The sequence below is a fragment of the Caulobacter sp. GW821-FHT09B11 genome (genome assembly GCF_059418205.1).
The window spans coordinates 16,283-32,441 of record NZ_JBWKPK010000009.1; the positions used below are offsets into that span (position 1 = coordinate 16,283).

17 protein-coding genes are annotated in these 16,159 nt (G+C 69.5%); 12 read left to right on the plus strand and 5 right to left on the minus strand.

The annotated features are described in order from the left end of the window. Positions 1–112 precede the first annotated feature (112 nt). The 4 genes from AC07N1_RS08590 to AC07N1_RS08605 all read left to right on the plus strand — a co-directional run bounded on the left by AC07N1_RS08590 (position 113) and on the right by AC07N1_RS08605 (position 3,606). The gene (locus tag AC07N1_RS08590; RefSeq protein ID WP_494671413.1) at positions 113–964 is read left to right on the plus strand and encodes a pirin family protein; all 852 of its coding nucleotides are present in this window, start codon (positions 113–115) and stop codon (positions 962–964) included. Positions 965–1,209: 245 nt separating this feature from the next. After that, positions 1,210–1,683 (plus strand): PaaI family thioesterase, encoded by a 474-nt coding sequence (locus tag AC07N1_RS08595; protein ID WP_494671414.1) that lies wholly within the window; start codon positions 1,210–1,212, stop codon positions 1,681–1,683. A 4-nt stretch (positions 1,684–1,687) separates the two neighbouring features. Then, positions 1,688–2,608 carry an alpha/beta fold hydrolase gene (locus AC07N1_RS08600; RefSeq protein WP_494671415.1) on the plus strand — a complete coding sequence of 307 codons (921 nt, stop codon included), beginning with the start codon at positions 1,688–1,690 and terminating at the stop codon, positions 2,606–2,608. Then, entirely contained in the window at positions 2,605–3,606 is a 1,002-nt protein-coding gene (locus AC07N1_RS08605) for a glycosyltransferase family 9 protein (protein WP_494671416.1), read from the plus strand. Before AC07N1_RS08600 ends, AC07N1_RS08605 begins: the two co-directional genes overlap by 4 nt. On the opposite strand, the gene AC07N1_RS08610 is transcribed toward AC07N1_RS08605, so the two are convergent. Then, on the minus strand, positions 3,603–4,679 hold the full coding sequence (locus AC07N1_RS08610) for a glycosyltransferase family 4 protein (RefSeq protein WP_494671546.1): 1,077 nt from the start codon (positions 4,677–4,679) through the stop codon (positions 3,603–3,605). The genes AC07N1_RS08605 and AC07N1_RS08610 overlap by 4 nt on opposite strands. Positions 4,680–4,785: 106 nt before the next feature. Between AC07N1_RS08610 and AC07N1_RS08615 the strand changes: the two genes are divergently transcribed. The 4 genes from AC07N1_RS08615 (at position 4,786) to AC07N1_RS08630 (ending at position 8,084) form a co-directional block, all read left to right on the plus strand. Then, a complete protein-coding gene (locus AC07N1_RS08615) occupies positions 4,786–5,025 on the plus strand; it encodes an aa3-type cytochrome c oxidase subunit IV (RefSeq protein WP_494671417.1) in 240 nt (79 codons plus the stop codon). A gap of 119 nt (positions 5,026–5,144) precedes the next feature. Continuing rightward, on the plus strand, positions 5,145–6,287 hold the full coding sequence (locus AC07N1_RS08620; RefSeq protein ID WP_494671418.1) for a Re/Si-specific NAD(P)(+) transhydrogenase subunit alpha: 1,143 nt from the start codon (positions 5,145–5,147) through the stop codon (positions 6,285–6,287). 23 nt (positions 6,288–6,310) lie between these two features. Next, positions 6,311–6,634: a proton-translocating transhydrogenase family protein gene (locus tag AC07N1_RS08625; RefSeq protein WP_487292028.1), complete on the plus strand. Its 324-nt coding sequence runs from the start codon at positions 6,311–6,313 to the stop codon at positions 6,632–6,634. Positions 6,635–6,665: 31 nt separating this feature from the next. Continuing rightward, complete coding sequence (locus tag AC07N1_RS08630) at positions 6,666–8,084, plus strand: NAD(P)(+) transhydrogenase (Re/Si-specific) subunit beta (RefSeq protein WP_494671419.1); 1,419 nt, start codon at positions 6,666–6,668, stop codon at positions 8,082–8,084. A gap of 149 nt (positions 8,085–8,233) precedes the next feature. On the opposite strand, the gene AC07N1_RS08635 is transcribed toward AC07N1_RS08630, so the two are convergent. Beyond that, entirely contained in the window at positions 8,234–8,578 is a 345-nt protein-coding gene (locus AC07N1_RS08635) for a UrcA family protein (protein ID WP_494671420.1), read from the minus strand. A gap of 323 nt (positions 8,579–8,901) precedes the next feature. On the opposite strand from AC07N1_RS08635, the gene AC07N1_RS08640 reads away from it, so the two are divergent. After that, the gene (locus AC07N1_RS08640) at positions 8,902–9,690 is read left to right on the plus strand and encodes a M23 family metallopeptidase (protein ID WP_494671421.1); all 789 of its coding nucleotides are present in this window, start codon (positions 8,902–8,904) and stop codon (positions 9,688–9,690) included. A gap of 10 nt (positions 9,691–9,700) precedes the next feature. Here AC07N1_RS08640 and AC07N1_RS08645 read toward each other — a convergent pair whose 3' ends face one another. Continuing rightward, positions 9,701–10,057, minus strand: a complete 357-nt coding sequence (locus AC07N1_RS08645) for a phage holin family protein (RefSeq protein ID WP_494671422.1) — start codon at positions 10,055–10,057, stop codon at positions 9,701–9,703. 210 nt (positions 10,058–10,267) lie between these two features. Between AC07N1_RS08645 and AC07N1_RS08650 the strand changes: the two genes are divergently transcribed. The 3 genes from AC07N1_RS08650 to AC07N1_RS08660 all read left to right on the plus strand — a co-directional run bounded on the left by AC07N1_RS08650 (position 10,268) and on the right by AC07N1_RS08660 (position 14,345). Beyond that, positions 10,268–12,403, plus strand: a complete 2,136-nt coding sequence (locus tag AC07N1_RS08650; RefSeq protein WP_494671423.1) for a histidine kinase dimerization/phosphoacceptor domain -containing protein — start codon at positions 10,268–10,270, stop codon at positions 12,401–12,403. Positions 12,404–12,802: 399 nt separating this feature from the next. Continuing rightward, complete coding sequence (gene rpoH / locus AC07N1_RS08655) at positions 12,803–13,690, plus strand: RNA polymerase sigma factor RpoH (RefSeq protein ID WP_494671424.1); 888 nt, start codon at positions 12,803–12,805, stop codon at positions 13,688–13,690. Positions 13,691–13,862: 172 nt separating this feature from the next. Then, positions 13,863–14,345, plus strand: coding sequence for an ASCH/PUA domain-containing protein (locus tag AC07N1_RS08660; RefSeq protein ID WP_494671425.1), 483 nt, complete (start codon positions 13,863–13,865; stop codon positions 14,343–14,345). A 189-nt stretch (positions 14,346–14,534) separates the two neighbouring features. Here AC07N1_RS08660 and AC07N1_RS08665 read toward each other — a convergent pair whose 3' ends face one another. Beyond that, positions 14,535–14,741: an AbrB/MazE/SpoVT family DNA-binding domain-containing protein gene (locus AC07N1_RS08665; RefSeq protein WP_494671426.1), complete on the minus strand. Its 207-nt coding sequence runs from the start codon at positions 14,739–14,741 to the stop codon at positions 14,535–14,537. A gap of 37 nt (positions 14,742–14,778) precedes the next feature. Then, positions 14,779–16,095, minus strand: a complete 1,317-nt coding sequence (locus AC07N1_RS08670) for an MFS transporter (RefSeq protein WP_494671427.1) — start codon at positions 16,093–16,095, stop codon at positions 14,779–14,781. Positions 16,096–16,159 lie beyond the last annotated feature (64 nt).

A 16,159-nucleotide genomic window follows, 5' to 3' on the forward strand; every position in this document is an offset into this window, starting at 1 on the left:
CCCCCCCCCCCCCCCGAGACTGGGCGCTGAGCTTGCGGTCGCCCCCTCCGTCACGGCGCTGATAGCGCCGCGCCACCTCCCCCGTTTCACGGGGGAGGAGTAAGGAGTTCGCATGACCACCCGCACCATCGCCCGCCTGCACGCGGCCTATCGCGACGACATCGGCGACCTCTCGACCCGCCGCCCCCTGCCCGGTCCGGGTATCGAGCAGCTGGACCCGTTCCTGTTCCTCAATCACCACGGCCCGCAGACCTACCGTCCGGGCAATCGCGGCCTGCCGTTCGGGCCGCATCCTCATCGCGGCTTCGAGACCGTGACCTTCATCCTCGAAGGCCAGCTGTCGCACCTGGACAGCGGCGGCCACGAGAGCGTCATCGACGCCGGCGGGGTGCAGTGGATGACGGCCGGCAGCGGCCTGGTGCACGCCGAGCTGTCGCCCGAGGCGTTCAAGAAAAGCGGCGGGCCGCTGGAGATCCTGCAGCTGTGGGTCAACCTGCCCAGCCGCCTGAAGATGACCAAGCCGCACTATGTCGGCCTGCAGGCGCCGGACATCCCCAAGATCGCGAAGGACGGCGCGACCATCGAGCTGATCTCGGGCGAGGTCGACGGCGTGACGGGGCCGATCGAGTCCCTGACCGGCGTCGCCATGAGCATCGTGCGGCTGGAGGCGGGCGCGGCTTTGTCCCTGCCGATCCCGGCCGGGCGGGCGGTGTTCCTCTATGTGGTGCGCGGGTCGATCGTGATCGGCGACCGAACGGCGGGCGCGGCGAACCTCGTCGAGCTGACCGACGGCGAGGGGCTGGACCTTTCGTCCGTGGACGGCGCGGTGCTGCTGCTGGGTCACGCCGACCCGATCCGCGAACCGGTCGTCTCCCACGGGCCGTTCGTGATGACGACGCGGGAAGAGATCATCCAGGCGATCCAGGACTATCAGGCCGGGAAGTTCGGCAGCGTGAACGCCTAGGAAGGACCCCCTCAGTCGCTCCGCGACAGCTCCCCCAGAGGGGGAGCATCTTGAAGAGCGAGCCCGCGTCCAACAAGATCCTCCCCCTCTGGGGGAGGTGGCCCGGAGGGCCGGACGGGGGACGTTTTCAGCCGCTGAGAAGCTGGCCGATTTCGCGCCACTCCCCTCTCCGTCGGCTTCGTCGACACCTCTCCCACAGGGAGAGGGGCTTGCCGCCACATTCAAACGACCGTTAGACTTCCCCCATGTCCGACGACCTGACCGAGGCCCAGAGCGCCGCAATTCCCGACGGCTACGCCCAGCTGAACTGGACGCGCGGTTTCGGCCGGCAGATCGGGCCGCTGTACGAGCGCGCCGACGGGCCGGGCGAGGCCACGCTGGGTTTCCGGGTCGAGGAGCACCACACCAACGGCCTGGGCAACTGCCACGGCGGCATGCTGATGAGCTTCGCCGACATGGCCTGGGGCCGGATCATCTCGCTGCAGAAGTCCTACAGCTGGGTGACGGTGCGGCTGATGACCGACTTCCTGTCGGGCGCGCAGCTGGGCGAGTTCGTCGAGGGCCGGGGCGAGCTGCTGGCCGAGGAGGACCTGGTCTTCACCGTGCGCGGCCGCATCTGGACCGGCGAACGCACCCTGATGACCGGCACCGGGATCTTCAAGGCGCTCTCCCCCCGCAAGCCCCGCCCCGGCGAGGTCGCCTTCCGCGAGGAGGGCTGAGCCCATGGCCGACGACCACGCTCCCGCCTCGCTGCTGGCCCCGTTCCACGGCGCGCCGCCGCCCGCTCCCGCCTGGTTCGAGGCGGCGATCGCCCATCAGCCCGAACGCTCGACCATCGACGTGCTGGGAACGCCCATCGAGCTTCTGACCTGGGGCGAGATCGGCAAGCCGGGCCTGCTCTTTTTGCATGGCAACGGCGCCCACGCCGACTGGTGGAGCTTCATCGCCCCGTCCTTCGCCAAGGAGTGGCGGATCGCCGCCATCTCCTGGGCCGGCATGGGCAGCAGCGGCTGGCGCGAAGCCTACAGCGCCGAGACCTTCGCGGCCGAGGCCTTCGCCGCCGTCGAGGCGGCGGAACTCGAAGCCGGCGGGGTGAAGCCGATCTTCGTCGGCCACTCGTTCGGCGGCTTTCCCACCCTCTATTGCGCCGCCCGCCACCCCGAACGCCTGCGCGGGGCGATCCTGGTCGACACCAGCATCCAGCCGCCGGAAAAGCGCTGGAAGGGCCCGCCGCCGCGCTCGGGCTTCGGCACCAAGGTCTATCCGACCCTGGAGGAGGCCCTGGCCCGTTTCCGCCTGGCCCCGCCCCAGCCCTGCGAGAACCTCTATATCGCCGACCACATCGCCCGCCGCTCGCTGAAGGAAGTCGAGGGCGGCTGGACCTGGAAGTTCGACCCGGCCATCTGGCAGCGGTTCTCGATGCCGGACCTTGGCCAATTGCTTACCGAGATCGCCTGCCCGGCCGCCCTGATGTGGGGCGAGCGCTCGGGGCTTATGCACGCCGAGACCTTGGACTATATGGTCGCGCAGATGCCCAAGGACGTTCTGCGCTTGCCCATTCCCGACGCCGACCACCACGTGATGCTCGATCAACCCCTGGCCTTCGTCGCCGGACTTCGCGGCCTGCTGGCGGCCTGGGCGTGAACCTGGACCCCGCCGTTTCGGCCGGGACCGGCAAAGGCCTCGTCATGGTCTACATGCCCGACCGGGGCGTGGGCGACCTGACCTGGCACCTGCCGACCCTGCGCGCTATCGCCGCCCAGACTCCCGAGCAAACTGTGCTGCTGGCGGCCCGCCCGACCAGCCGCGCCCGCGACCTGCTGGGCGCGGAGACCTGCATCACCGCCATCGACTATCTCGACTACCGCTCGGGAACCTGGAAGGACGTGCAGGAGATCGCCGACTTCTACGCCCTGTGCCGGGCCCGCCGGCCGCGCGCGGTGTGGATCCTCGAGAAGATCGACCGCCCCGCCATCGGCGCGGCCCTGGCCGGCGTGCCCGAGCGGCGCGGCTTCGGCATGGCCCACGGCCAGCAGCGCTGGCTGACCCACGGCCCCTACCTGCCCAAGGCCATGCGCCCGGCCCACCGGATCGAGAAGCTGGCCGCCTTCGAGCAGGCTCACGGCCTGGCGGTCGCCAGTCGCGAGCCGGCCCTGATCCCCCTGCCCTCGGCGCTGGAGACGGTCGAAGCCCGCTTCGCCGGCCTGCCCCGCCCCTGGGTGGTGTTCGGCGTCGGCTCCTACGAGCCGGCCCGCTGCTGGCCGCTGGCGCGCTGGAGCGAGCTGGCCCGCCGCCTGTCGGACCTGGGCGGCACGCGCTTCTGGCTGGGCGGCTTCGGCGACGCCCCCGCCGTGGACGCCCAGATCGCCCGCCCGGACGCAGCGCCGGGCCAGGTCAATGTCTGCGACGTCAAGCTCGACGTCGGCTCGGCCCTGATGGCCCGCTCGGACCTGATGATCGGCAACAATTCGGGGCCGCTGAACCTGGCAGCCGCCGTCGGCACGCCGGCCCTGGGCATCTTCGGCCCCTGGCCGGTGCTCGCGCACTCGCGCTTCATGAACGCCCTGGACGCGCCGGGCCTGGCCATCGCCGACGTGCCCGCCGACCTGGTCGAGGCCCAGGCCCGCCCGCTGCTGAGCTAGGCCGGCACGCCGGCGGCGTCGCGCAGCAGGCTTTCCAGCCGCACCACCGCGCTGTCCCAGTCGTAGCGCGCCAGCGCCTGACGCAGGCCGGCGTTGAGCCGCGCGCGCAGGGCCGCGTCGTCGATCAGCCGCACGACGTTAGCCGCCAGGGCGGCCGGATCGTGGATCGGGCTCAGCAGGGCGGTCTCGCCGTCGACGCCGAACTCCCGGTGGCCGAGATTGTCGGTGATCGCCAGGGCCGCCCCGCACAGCCCCGCCTCGCACGGCGGCAGGCCCCAGCCCTCGTTGTGGCTGGCCGACAGGAAGATCGCGGCGCGATTGTACAGCGCCCGGATCTCGGCGTCGGTCGGCTGGGCGTGATAGACGACCCAGTCGGGCAGGTCGTCCGGCGCGGCCGGGCCGAACATCTCGACCACCAGTTCGGGACGCTGCTCGCGCACCCGCTCCAGCGCCGCCATGGCGTCGGCGAAGCCCTTGTAGATCGAGGTGTGGTGCAGCAGGGCCACCCGGAACGGATCGCGCCGGTCCAGGGGCGCATCGACGCCGTAGTTCCAGAAATCCAGCCCCAGCGGCGCTCGCTCGACGGCGAAGCCGCGGGCGGTCGCCTCCTCCTCGATCGCCTTGGCGATGACGATGCGTCGCATGGGCTCGGCCCAGGCCGCCGCCAGGGGGGCCACGTCGGCCTGCGGCACGTAGCCGAAGTCCCAGTGGATCGCGAAGAACACCCGGGCGCCGTGGCGCGGGGGCAGGTTGGCGACCGCGCGCACCACCTTCCAGTTCACCGCCACGACGACGTCGCCGGCCGGCACGCTGCGCGCCGACAGGTCCGGCGCCCAGATCAGCTCGACCTTGGGCGAGATCGTCGCCCAGGCCGGATACCAGCTGCCGTCGCGCTTCCAGCGCCGCCAGCGCGACCTCAGCCGCAGCCGCTTCAGCAGGCGATCGGGGCGGCTGGGCGCGACCGGATGGACGATGCTGACCTGGTGGCCGCGCTCGGCGAGGCGGCTGGCGTAGTCGTAGAGCACCCTCGCCCCGCCCACCGGACGCGGGCAAGCGCCGACTTCCACGAACACGATTCTCAAGCCTTCCCCCGCGTGCGTCATCGCGCCGCCCCAGCTTGAGCGCCGCGCGGCGTTGCTATACTTCGGCTGTGAGGAAACAACTAGGAGAGCCTGGCTGATGGCCAATCAAGCGTCCGATTACCACCGTGGGGAAATGGACATCCACGAACAGGCCGCCACCTATGCGGCGTTCGGCAAGATGACCAAGTGGGGCTCGCTGGCCATCGCCGTGCTGCTCACCTTCATCACCCTGCTCTTCTGCACCCCCGCGGGCTTCATCGGCGCGGCCGGAACGGCCGTCGTGCTGGCCGTGGTCGGAATCCTGGCGCTCCGCGAGAAGGCCGCCCCGGCTCATTGACACCGGTGGACATCGGCAATTTTTTGCGCCCGACACGCGGGTATTTCTCGACAAGAGGCAAGAACCTCCCCTAAAGAGCGGCTCAAGTTATTTGAGCGAACAACGCTCCCGGGGGAGGTATGCCGATGGCCGTCATCGCCGTCACGAAAGAGACCCGCTCGAACGAGACACGGGTCGCCGCGACGCCCGAGACCGTCAAGAAACTGACCGCCGCCGGCTTCTCGGTGGTGGTCGAGGCCGGAGCCGGAACGGCCGCCTCCTATCTCGACGCCGACTATGAAGCGGCCGGCGCCAAGCTGGCCAAGACCGCCAAGGACGCGATCAAGGACGCCGACGTCCTGTTCAAGGTCCGCGCGCCCGAAGCCGCCGAGATCGCGGCCCTGAAGAGCGGCGCGATCGTCGCGGCCGCCCTCAATCCCTACCAGGACAAGGACACGCTGAACGCCCTGGCCAAGGCGGGCGCCAGCGCCATCGCCATGGAGTTCATCCCGCGCATCACGCGGGCCCAGGTGATGGACATGCTGTCCAGCCAGGCCAACCTCGCCGGCTACCGCGCCGTGATCGAAGGCGCCGAGGCCTATGGCAAGGCCCTGCCGATGATGATGACCGCCGCCGGCACCGTCGCCGCGGCCAAGGTGTTCATCATGGGCGTCGGCGTCGCCGGCCTGCAGGCCATCGCCACCGCCCGCCGCCTGGGCGCGGTGGTCACCGCCACCGACGTCCGCCCCGCCACCAAGGAGCAGGTCGAAAGCCTGGGCGCCAAGTTCCTCGCCGTCGAGGACGAGGAGTTCAAGAACGCCCAGACCGCCGGCGGCTACGCCAAGGAGATGTCGGCCGAGTACCAGGCCAAGCAGGCCGAGCTGGTCTCCAGCCACATCGCCAAGCAGGACATCGTCATCACCACCGCCCTGATCCCGGGCCGTCCGGCGCCGAAGCTGGTCAGCGCCGCCCAGGTGGCGTCGATGAAGGCCGGCTCGATCCTGGTCGACCTGGCCATCGAGCAGGGCGGCAACGTGGAAGGCGCCAGGCTGGACGAGACCGTGGTCACCGCCAACGGCGCCAAGATCCTCGGCCACGCCAACCTGCCCGGCCGCATCGCCGCCGACGCCTCGGCGCTCTATTCGCGCAACCTGCTCGCCCTGTCGGCCCTGTTCCTGACCAAGGAAGGGGCCTTCGCGCCCGACTTCGAGGACGAGATCCTCAAGGCGGCCGTGGTGACCCGCGGCGGCGAGATCGTCCATCCGAACCTGAAGACCGCCTAACCGGCATAGAAAGGGAGGCTCCCATGGAAGCCGTCGACCCCACCGTGTTCCGCCTGGCGATCTTCGTGCTCGCCATCTTCGTCGGCTACTACGTCGTCTGGAGCGTGACGCCCGCCCTGCACACTCCGCTGATGGCCGTGACCAACGCCATCTCGTCGGTGATCATCGTCGGCGCGCTGCTCGCCGCGGCCGCCCACGGCGGCGCGGGCGAGGCCGCCACCGGTTCGGTGTGGATCTCCAAGGGGGCCGGCGCGCTCGCCGCGGCCTTCGCGGCGGTCAACATCTTCGGCGGCTTCCTGGTCACCCAGCGGATGCTGGCCATGTACAAGAAGAAAGAAAAGAAGTGAGCGGCCAGAGCCACTTGGGGGAAATGACATCATGAACGCCAATCTCGCCGCCATCCTCTACATCGTCTCGGGCGTGCTCTTCATCCTGGCGCTGCGCGGGCTGTCCAGCCCGGTGACCAGCCAGACCGGCAACCGCAACGGCATGATCGGCATGGCCATCGCCGTGGCGACCACCCTGGCCACCCTGTGGACCCAGGGCGCGCTCGACATCGTGACCCTGGGCCTGATCCTCGGCGGCGTCGCCGTCGGCGGCGCGGTGGGGGCGATCATCGCCCGCAAGGTCGCCATGACCTCGATGCCGCAGCTCGTGGCCGCCTTCCACTCGCTGGTCGGCATGGCCGCCTGCCTGGTCGCCGTGGCCGCCATCTACACGCCCGCCGCCTACGGTATCGTCGGCGAGGACGGGCACATCCACCTCAACAGCCTGATCGAGCTGTCGCTGGGCCTGGCCATCGGCGCCATCACCTTCACCGGCTCGGTCATCGCCTTCGCCAAGCTGAACGGCAACATGGGCGGCGCGCCGATCCTGCTGCCCGCCCGCCACCTGCTGAACATCGTGATCGCCCTGGCCATCGTCGCCCTGGTGGTGGTGCTGGTGATCAGCGGCGGCCAGGCCAAGTGGGCCTTCTGGGGCATCTTCGCCCTGAGCCTGCTGATCGGCGTCACCCTGATCATCCCGATCGGCGGGGCCGACATGCCGGTCGTGGTGTCGATGCTGAACAGCTATTCGGGCTGGGCCGCCGCCGCTCTGGGCTTCACGCTCGAGAACACCACCCTGATCATCACCGGCGCCCTGGTCGGCAGCTCGGGCGCGATCCTGTCCTACATCATGTGCAAGGGCATGAACCGCTCGTTCGTCTCGGTGATCCTGGGCGGCTTCGGCGCCGACGCCGCGGCCGCGGGCCCCGGCGGCAAGGTCGAGAGCCGTCCGGTCAAGCAGGGTTCGGCCGACGACGCGGCCTTCATCATGAAGAACGCTTCGAAGGTGATCATCGTCCCGGGCTACGGCATGGCCGTCAGCCAGGCCCAGCACGCCCTGCGCGAAATGGCCGACAAGCTGAAGGAAGAAGGCGTGGAGGTGAAATACGCCATCCACCCCGTCGCCGGCCGCATGCCGGGCCACATGAACGTGCTGCTGGCCGAGGCCAACGTCCCCTATGACGAGGTCTTCGAGCTGGAGGACATCAACTCGGAGTTCTCGACGGCCGACGTGGCCTTCGTCATCGGGGCCAACGACGTGACGAACCCGGCCGCCAAGACCGACCCGACCAGCGCCATCTTCGGCATGCCGATCCTGGACGTCGAGAAGGCCCGCACCGTCCTCTTCGTGAAGCGCGGCATGTCGTCGGGCTACGCCGGGGTCGAGAACGAGCTGTTCTTCAAGGACAACACGATGATGCTGTTCGCCGACGCCAAGAAGATGGTCGAAGGCATCGTCAAGGGGCTCTGAAGCCGCCTTGTCCCGCCAGAAACGCGAAAGCCCCGGTCGCAGGACCGGGGCTTTTTCGTTTAATCCTCCCCTCTTGGGGGAGCGGGGTCCTCCAGCAAAGGCCCCGGCGTCACCGGGGCCTCCGCGGCGGATCGTTCGGCATGCGGGGCTCAGCGAGCGGCCACCGCCACCGGGGTCGCGCGGGCGGCCGAGGCCAGGGCCTGGCGCTGCTTGTCCGAGAGCTTCTCGTTGATCTCGTCCCGGACGTCGATCGTGCAGGCGCGACGCGACATCAGGTCGAGGCGCTCGTGGTTGGCCCGGGCCCGGCAGAAGCGGTTGGTGGCGTCGGCGGCGCGGGTCTCGAACTCGGCGGCGTCGGCCGGGTCGGCCAGGTTCAGGTCGCCGACGCGAACGGTGACCGGCGCGGCGTGGGCCGCCTGGGTCAGGCCGATCAGCGGCACGGCCGCCAGGGTCAGGGTAGCGATCGAGGTGAGGCTGATCATGAACTTGCGCATTGGAATTTTCCCTCTGTTCCAGGGCGCGTCCGCCGCGCCTCCATGGACAAAGGTGTACTGAACGATACTTGAAGAGTCCCGTTAAGTGTCGTTCATGACTCCGTATTCATAGTATTGACTGGATTTAATATTATAAACTTTGCGTAATGTTTGACGAATTCGCGACAGCCCTCAGCCAAGCTCTGGCGAACACCACAGCCCAGCTGCCGCCTTTCCGCCCGATCGCCCAGGCAAAGAGCCGCGTTCACGATCGCGAAAGGCCAAGCCCCTAGAACCGCCCGGCTCGCGATCCTCGCACATGACCGATCCACGAGGTTCCGTTCTTGGCGCCAGACATCCAGGCCCCGCCCGCCCGAAGCTTCGCCCTGCCCCTGACGATCGGCTTCGCCGTCGTCGTGGCCGCGGCCTCCGTGCCGGCCGCCCGCGCCCTGGCCGACCTGCTGGCGCCGGCCCCCAGCGCCGCGCCCGTCGTCCAGGCCGTCGCCGAACCCGCGCCGCCGGCCCCGCCGCCGCCCGCCTACGCCTTCGACGCGCCCCTGCCCGGTCGCGACATCGCCTCGCCCTTCGGCCTGCGCCAGCTGCCCTGGGAAGAAGGCGGCCGCCTGCACGAGGGCGTCGACATCGCCGCCCCCTCCGGCACGGCGGTGAAGGTCGCCGCCGACGGCGTGGTGCTGCGCACCGGCGTCGACGCCGGCTACGGTCGCTTCGTCGAGGTCAGGCACAAGGACGGCTTCACGACGCTCTATGCGCACCTGGGCCGCAATCTCGGCATGAAGAAGGGCGTCTTCGTGCGCCGGGGCACGCCGATCGCCCTGGTGGGCGACAGCGGCCGCTCGACCGGCTCGCACCTGCATTTCGAGATCAGCCGCAAGGGCCGGCCGCTGAACCCGGCCCTGTTCATGGACAAGACCTTCGCGCAGGCCGACGACCTGCCGCTGAAGGCCGCCGCCCGCGTGCCGCGCAAGGTGCGCCTGGCCCAGGTGTCGCGCTGGCCCGAGGGCATGAAGGAAAAGGTCGCCGCCCGCCGGGCCGCGGCCAATGGCGGCGTCGGCGTCGCCACGCGCGGCGAGGACGGCCGCGTGCGCGTGCGGATCCAGGTCGCCGACGGCTAGGGCTTCAGGCTCATTCCCGCTCGGCGCCCTCGCCCAGCAGCAGATGGCCGAGCCAGCTGACCACGCCGATCACGATCGCCCCGAGAATCCCGGCCCAGAAGCCGTGCACGGCCAGCCCCGACAGCAGCATGGCCACAAGGCCCAGCATGGCGGCGTTGACCACCAGCAGGAACAGGCCCAGCGTCACCAGGGTGAGCGGCAGGGTCAGCAGCACCACGATCGGCCGCACCACCGCGTTGACGACCCCCAGCAGCACCGCGGCGATGGCGATGGTCTGCCAGCCCGAGGCGCTGATCCCCGGCACGATCCGCGACGCCAGCCACAGGCCCAGCCCCGCGAACAGCGCGCGCAGAAGAAAACCGGTCATGCGGAGGGTCTCCCAAGAACAAGCGCGACCGTGACGCTCTCCAAAGATGCAGACAAGCCCTGTTCGCGCTCTCGTGCGCCAAATGTCGACAAGACGACGGTCAGCCTGTTCAATGCGACGTACTGTCAAGCACCGGCCTAGGCCGTCTGGAGCCGCCGCCGTGACCGCAGAATTCTCGTCGCACGCCCCCATGCTGGACGGGCTCCGCGCATGACGGCCGTCCCGACGCCCGAGCAGGTCCAGGCCTGCGATCGCGAGCCCATCCACATCCCCGGCGCCATCCAGCCGCACGGCGTGCTGCTGGCGCTGGACCGCGACGGCCTGACCGTGCGCGCCGCGGCCGGCGACGTGGCCGGCCTGCTGGGCGTCGAGACCTGGCTGGACCAGGCGGTCGGCGCCGTGATCGGCGACGACCTGGCCGGCCAGGTGGCCGCCATCTCCAACTCGCGCCCGGCCGGCGGCTTCGTCGGCGTGCTGCACCGGAACGGCCGCAACCTCGACCTCAGCGCCACGGTGCAGGGCGAGCTCGTGCTGCTGGAGATCGAGCCCGGCCTCGAGCGGCCGATGGCCGGCTCGCAGATCCTGACCCACCTGGAGGCCGCCGCCGCCGCCTTCGAGCGCTGCCCCGGCCTGAAGACGCTGTATGACCGCGCGGCCCTGGAATTTCGCCGCCTGACCGGCTTCGACCGGGTGATGATCTATCGCTTCGGGGTCGAGGACGACGCCGGCGAGGTGGTCGGCGAAGACCGCGCCCAGCACCTGAAGAGCTTCCTAAACCACCGCTTCCCCGGCTCGGACATCCCCAAGCAGGCCCGCGCCCTCTATGTGCGCAACCTGGTCCGGGTGATCCCGGACTCGGCCTACACGCCCGCCCCGCTGGAGCCGGCGCCGGACGGCCAGCTCGACATGAGCGACCTGGCCCTGCGCAGCGTCTCGCCGGTGCACCTGCAGTACCTGCGCAACATGGGCGTCGTCGCCTCGGCCTCGGTGTCGATCGTCAAGGACGGCCGCCTGTGGGGCCTGGTGGCCTGCCACCACAACAGCCCGCGCCTGCTGCCCTACGAGATCCGCGCCGCCTGCCGCGCCCTGGCCGGCGGCCTGGCCCGCCAGATCAAGGCCAAGGAAGAGGCCGAGACCTGGCGCGAGAAGCTGCGCCTGCGCGCCCTGGGCGACGACCTGGCCTCGGTGCTGTCGCAGTCCGACATCGGCGACCTGGCGCTGGAGGAGCACGTTCCCGACCTGGTCGCCCTGGGCGACGCCGACGGCGTAGCCCTGTTCCGCGACGACCGCATCGAGACCGCCGGCAAGACCCCGCCGCACACGGCCCTGGCCATGCTGCGCGACTGGCTGCTGGACGTCGACGCCGGCGGGGTGATCGCCACCGACCGCAGCGCCGCCGTGTTCCCCGGCGCCAGCGCCTTCAAGAGCTGGGCCTCGGGCCTGATGGGCGTGGTGGTCGAGCGCTCACCGCTGCTGGCCGTGCTGTGGACCCGCGCCGAAGAGGTCGAGGTCGTGCGCTGGGCCGGCGATCCCTACCGCACCGCCAAGGCGGCCGGCGGCGACGGCGCCCTGACGCCGCGCGCCTCGTTCGACGCCTGGAGCGAAACCGTGCGCGGCCGCTCGCGCCCGTGGAGCACCTCGCAGACCGAGGCGGCCCTGCGCCTGCGCCAGGACCTGCTGGACCTGCGCCGCGCCCGCCGCACGGCAGAGCTGAACAGCCAGCTGCGCGCCACGCTGGACGACAAGGACGACCTGCTGCGGCAGAAGGACTTCCTGCTGCGCGAGGTGAATCACAGGGTCCAGAACAGCCTGGCCCTGGCCGCCGGCTTCCTGACCATCCAGATGAAGGCCATCGAGGATCCGGCCGCCCGCGCGCCGCTGGAAGAGGCCAGCCGCCGCCTGACCGCCGTAGGCCTGGTCCACCGCCGGCTCTATCGTGGCGACCAGCTGGAGACGGTGTCGCTCGACCGCTACCTCGTCGAGCTGGCCGAGGAGCTGGTGGAATCCCTGGGCCAGGAGTGGGCGCGGATGCTGCGCGTCGACGCCGCCCCGGCCACGGTCTCGACCGACAAGGCCGTGACCATCGGCCTGGTGGTCACCGAACTGGTGATCAATGCGGTGAAATACGCCTATGGCGGCCGGCCGGGTCGCATCGATATCGGCCTGGTCGAACAGGGCGGCCGCGTGCGCATCTCGGTCGCCGACCAGGGCGGCGGCAAGCAGGGCCCCCGCGTCGGCTTCGGCAGCAAGATGATGGACGCCATGGTCCGCCAGCTGGCCGGCGCCCTGGCCTATCACGACAACAATCCCGGCGTTCGCGCCGAACTGGACGCGCCGACGGGGTAATGGCCTTACGCCACCAGCCCCCTTTCTTCCCGTCATTCCCGCCCTTGTGGCGGGAAACCCTGGAGCCGCTCGCAGGTGAAGCGCAAGCGGACTGCTGAGCAGTCCGCCCCATCCACCCTTGCGGCTGGCAGAGGGCTTCCCGCCACAAGGGCGGGAATGACGGGCTGTTATGGAGCAGGCACCCCTTCAAACGCCCCCTTGCAATTTTGAGAATGATCGTTCATTTTTTTGAGAATGAACGTTCATTCCGCCATCGAAATGTCCAATACCTGAGCCACGGTGTCGGACATTACAATTGCGTTATCGACCTTACCTTCGCCGCAACCCGTACCTATCTCACCCATTCGAAAGTGGGCTTTAGGAGCCACGTTGGCTCCGGGCCCAGGGGATGTTGAACTCATGGCAGTGAATTCCTTGTCGGTGATGTCGCCGGACGGCGGCCTGTCGCGCTACCTCACCGAAATCCGCAAGTTCCCGATGCTGGCGAAGGACGAGGAGTTCATGCTCGCCCAGCGCTGGAAAGAGCATCAGGACAGCGACGCCGCGCACAAGATGGTCACCAGCCACCTGCGCCTCGTGGCCAAGATCGCCATGGGCTATCGCGGCTACGGCCTGCCGATCGGGGAAGTGATCTCCGAGGGCAATGTCGGCCTGATGCAGGCGGTCAAGAAGTTCGAGCCCGAGAAGGGCTTCCGCCTGGCCACCTACGCCATGTGGTGGATCCGCGCCTCTATCCAGGAATACATCCTGCGTTCGTGGTCGCTGGTGAAGATGGGCACGACCGCCGCGCAGAAGAAGCTGTTCTTCAACCTGCGCAAGGCCAAGAGCCAGATCGCCGCCTTCCAGGACGGCGACCTGCGCCCCGACCAGGTCAGCTACATCGCCACCAAGCTGGGCGTGCTGGACAGCGAAGTCATCTCGATGAACCGCCGCCTGGGCGGTCCCGACGCGTCGCTGAACGCGCCCCTGCGCACCGACGGCGAAAGCGAGTGGCAGGACTGGCTGGCCGACGACGACCAGGTTTCGCAGGAGACCGTGGTCGCCGAGAACCAGGAGAAGTCCATGCGGATGAGCCTCCTGGAAGAGGCCATGGTCGAGCTGACCGACCGCGAGCGCCACATTCTCACCGAGCGCCGCCTGAAGGACGACCCGACCACCCTGGAAGACCTGGCCGCTCAGTACGGCGTCAGCCGCGAACGGGTCCGCCAGATCGAGGTCCGGGCCTTCGAGAAGCTGCAGAAGTCCATGCGCGAGGCGGCCGTCGCCAAGAACATGGTCGAGGCGTAACGGCTTCACCTCTGCTAGAAGAACGGCCGTCGCGACCCTGTCGCGGCGGCCTTTTCGTATCGACGGCGTCGCTGGACCGTCACAAACGGCCTTTTCCTCGCCGCCGACGCGCTCTAAGAGCCTCGCCTTCGATTTTTTCGGCGCTTTCCCGGCGCAAATTCAAAGACTTCCCATGACCCGTCACGAACTGAAGACCTGGCCGCAGTATTTCGCCGCCGTGCGCTCGGGCAAGAAACGCTTCGAGATCCGCCGCAACGACCGCGAATTCAAGGTCGGCGACGTGCTGGTGCTGCGCGAGTTCGACCCCGACCAGGACGTCTACACCGGCCAGGTGGAAGAGCGTCAGATCACCTTCCTGCTGTCGGAAGAAGACTACGGCGTGATCCACGGCTTCGTGGCCATCGGCTTCGGCGACGTCGTGCACCACCCGAGCGCCGCGGAAGACCACCCGCTGACCGCCGGCGAACTGGCGCAGTGGCACGAGACCGCCGCCGCCAACGCCGCCCTGCGCGGCGAGGAGGCCCGCCGGGTGTCGCAGTCCTACACCGCCACCGGCATGAGCGTCGCCGCCGACCGCAACGGCGCGGTTGCCGCCCTGGCCGAAACCGACGCGGCCTTCCACGCGGCGGCGGCGCGGATCATCCGCAAGGGGTGATCCCCTCTTCCTTCCCGTCATTCCCGCCCTTGTGGCGGGAAACCCTCCGTCAGCCGCAAGGGCAGTTGAGGCGGCGTGCCAAGCACGCCGCTTGCGCTTCACATGGAAGCGGAACCAGGGGTTCCCGCCACAAGGGCGGGAATGACGGGAAATTGGAGCTTCGGGACGGCGCCGCGGCGTCGCTCCAGCTCAGTCAAGCTGCGGCTGTTCCCGCTCGCCAAGATCGATTCCAGGCTCGTCGAAGAAGTCGTCCCAGGACATATCGGAGGGCATGACGATGCGCTTGGCGCCGTCACGCACGACGACAACCGAGCGCACGCCTTCAGGAAAGGCGACCTCTTCCGGCAGCAAGACGATCTGCGAACCTTCCGACCTGGATAACGTGACTCCGAACATACTGGGCTCCTGAGCAAGGCAGTTTAGCACAGATTGCCTACACCCCGCCCTCGTCGCCGCGCTCCAAGCCGGCCAGTGTCGCCTCGCCGGGCGTCTCCTCGTCGCTGACCTTGCGCAGCACGGCCTGGCGCAGGGCGTAGGCCAGCATCGCCGCCAGGATCAGGGCGTTGAGCACGAACGGGGCCCAGCGCACGGCCTCGTAGAGCAGCACGAACAGCGGCGCGACCACCACGTTGAGGCCGTTGATGGCGGCGATGGCGCCGGCCGCCCCGGCCTGGTCCTTGGCCTCGACCGACAGCGACGCCCCGGCCGTGAACCCGGGCCGCGCGAAACCGTAGCCCAGCGACGACACCGCATAGCCGATGGCCACGGCCGCATAGTCCGGCGCGAAGGCCACGACCACGTTGCCCAGGGCCGCCACCGCCACGCCCCAGCGCATCAGCTCGCGCGGGCCCATGGCGAACATCCGGATCAGGCCCCACTGGGCCAGCAGCCCCGCCACCGCCCCGGCCGCCATGGCCAGGGTGATGAAGCCCTGGGCCTTGACCGGGGCGACGCCCAGCTTGTCGATGATCAGGAAACCCAGGGTCTGGGTCTGGGCCGTCTGGCAGGTGGCCACCAGGAAGCCGAAGATCAGGAACGGCATGAGGCGCGGGTCGCGCCACAGGCTGTCGCCCCGCCGCAGCGACGGGAAGGCCAGGCGCGCCCGCGGCTGGACTTCGCCGGCGCTGGCCGGCCGCCCGGTCTCCTCCAGGCCTCGGTGGACGATCCACATCATCACCGCGGCAAGCCCGGCGAAGGCGAACATCGGCCCGGCCAGGCCCACCACAGGCAGCACGAACAGCGGGGCCAGCAGCGGCCCGACCACCGTCCCCAGGCCGAACGCCCCGGCCAGGGTGGCCATGGCCTGGGTGCGCTCCTCGCGCTTGGTGCGCTCGGCCAGATAGGCCTGGGTAGCCGGATTGGCGGCCGAGCCGAACAGGCCAAACAGCGCCCGCGCCAGCAGGAACAGCACGAAGACCAGCATCGGCGGGAAAAGGTGGTGCAGCCCGGCGCTGACCACGAAGGCGCACAGGGTCATCGACACGCAGAAGCCGCCCAGCCCCAGCAGGATCAGGGGCTTGCGCCCCCGCACGTCCGAACGCTTGGCCCAGAACGGCGAGGACAGCGCCCACAGCAGGGCCGACAGCGAGAAGATCGCCGCCACCATGGCGTCGGGAATGCCGATCTGCCGGCCGATGGCGGGGAGCACGGACAGCATGCCCGTATTGCCCAGCGCCGTGGCCGCCGACACCCCGAAAAGGATGGCGAAGGCCCGCCGGTTGACCTGTTGATCTTGAGCGGCGGCAGACATCGAACAAACGTTAGAGTGCGTTCGTCGTCAGGGGAAGCCCGTGGAAGCGCCGGGCGACACCGGG